Source organism: Pontibacter qinzhouensis (assembly GCF_008017455.1).
In the GTDB taxonomy this organism is placed as follows: domain Bacteria; phylum Bacteroidota; class Bacteroidia; order Cytophagales; family Hymenobacteraceae; genus Pontibacter; species Pontibacter qinzhouensis.
Window position 1 is genome coordinate 1 of record NZ_VRTY01000199.1, and the last position, 2,122, is coordinate 2,122.

2 protein-coding genes are annotated in these 2,122 nt (G+C 38.4%); both read left to right on the forward strand.

What is annotated here, in order from left to right; genetic code table 11:
- Positions 1–251: 251 nt before the first annotated feature.
- The gene (locus FVR03_RS23965) at positions 252–1,097 is read left to right on the forward strand and encodes an MBL fold metallo-hydrolase (RefSeq protein WP_255474388.1); all 846 of its coding nucleotides are present in this window, start codon (positions 252–254) and stop codon (positions 1,095–1,097) included.
- Between the two features lie 120 nt (positions 1,098–1,217).
- The gene (locus FVR03_RS23970) at positions 1,218–1,985 is read left to right on the forward strand and encodes a DUF2310 family Zn-ribbon-containing protein (protein ID WP_147924301.1); all 768 of its coding nucleotides are present in this window, start codon (positions 1,218–1,220) and stop codon (positions 1,983–1,985) included.
- Positions 1,986–2,122: the final 137 nt, after the last annotated feature.

Consider the following 2,122-nt stretch of genomic DNA (forward strand, 5'->3'; position numbering starts at 1 on the left):
TCTTTTGTTTTTGAAACAAAAGTAGAAAATGCTCATCCTGCCGGAAAGATGTACTTGGTCGGGCGGATACAAAAAGCCCAAGCGGGACAAGGTTTGAGAAAATAAAACAATCACCCAATTTTAAAAACGGGAAATTCCAAAACTTAAGCAACACGCCTACTCTTGCCGAGGGGCACAGTTGGTTTAAAGTGCTTTACGAGGCCTATATTAAAAACAAGCCAAGACATTATCCGACTGACATTATTCCGTCCGTGAAAACAGATTTATTTAATCTTCCTATTGATTCAAATGTATTAGTTTGGTTTGGACATTCTTCCTATTTTATACAAATAGACGGAAAACGAATTTTGGTTGACCCCGTTCTTAGCGGAAACGCTTCGCCAATTCCCCAAACGGTAAAATCATTCAAAGGAACTGACATTTACACAGTGGCCGACTTGCCTGACATAGATTACTTGTTTATTTCTCACGACCATTACGACCACGTTGATTACGAAACACTAATTGCTTTAAAAAATAAAACTAAAAAAGTGATTTGTGGCTTAGGCGTTGGTTCGCATTTTGAATATTGGGGATATGACAATAGTAAAATCATTGAAAAAGATTGGAACGAAAAAGTAGAATTAGATAATGGTTTTACCGCTTTTGTTGAACCGGCCCGACACTTTTCCGGTAGAGGATTTTCAGCAAAAAACACATTATGGGCTTCTTATGTATTACAAACCCCAAGTATGAAAATTTATATTGGTGGTGATAGTGGTTACGACACACATTACGCTGCCATTGGACGCAAATATGGTTCCATTGATTTAGCCATTTTGGATAACGGACAATACAATGAAGCTTGGCGATACATACATAATTTACCTGAAGACGTATTAAAAGCAGCACAAGACCTAAAAGCCAAACGGATTTTTCCTGTTCATTCTTCAAAGTTTGCATTGGGAACTCACGATTGGGACGAACCATTGGTTAAAATAACCAAACTGAACAAATTATCTTATAACTTTCCACTAGTAACACCAATGATTGGAGAAATTGTAAATCTAAAAGACACCAACCAACAATTTAAAAAATGGTGGGTAGGCCTAAATTAAACGAACCAACAACTCAAAAACAAAAGCCCGAACCGCTAACAATGTGTAAACATCATGCTTCGGCCGACGGCCTCGCACGTTGTTTACACGAGACCGTTACCTGTAAGCAAAAAATATAAAATGTTCGTTCAAGAAGTAGCAATAGACATAAAAACTGAAGCCAATAAGGATGAACTTGTTGAAGAGTTCAATTTACTTATATCTCACTTCCGCAGTAATGGACAGACCCAAGGTAAAATAGAATCCCAGTTTATCGACCACAACAGAATAGTTTGCTTTCCTTTCTCCCATGAAAAGAATTCTCTGAGCAGCGAGTTTCATAACTTTTATGTCAATAGGCAGATTGAAAAGTTAGAGAATATCTGTGGTTCAAAACTTCAAGTAAGAACAGTAGGCAAAACCTTCGAAAGCTACCAAGGTGCTTGTAAGTGTGAAAAGCCTGAGCTTTACATTCTTATCACTAACTACATTACTATTCAGTCACCAATTACTTGTGGCACTTGCAATCAGGCTTTACCTCTATACAAACTTCCCAAGTACTCTGACCATGGGTATAGGCCTTTCTTGAGCTGGGAATCGAATTACCAGAGCTGTGATACCTTGCAAATGAATTGTGAAGTGGGAGAGCATTGGGCCTTAAACCAAATGCAAGAATCTAATTCCCAACTCTCTAAGCAGGGGCTGGAGATTTGTAAAAAAGTAGAAGAGCTAACTGGTGTTCCTACTTATTATTACCTATTCAACTACAGGAAAATAATAGGAGATGAATTAACTAAACCATGCCCAAAGTGTGGGAAGCAATGGAATCTGAAAGAACCGTTGCATGGGTTCTATGACTTTAAATGTGATGCTTGCAAATTAGTGTCAACAGTGACTTCAAACTCTTAAAATATGCCAGCAGATAACAAGGTGCAGCTTTTATGCTTGGCTACGCCTCGCCCATCAGCTGCACAAGCCGTTGGCAGGTATAAGAACTAATAAAATGATTCAGCTAAACGACCCAAAGTGGAAAGAACTTGAAGGTG

Excerpts from the sequence above, each read along its gene's own strand:
- FVR03_RS23970 (WP_147924301.1), top strand. The coding sequence starts at position 1,218 with ATGTTCGTTCAAGAAGTAGCAATAGACATAAAAACTGAAGCCAATAAG.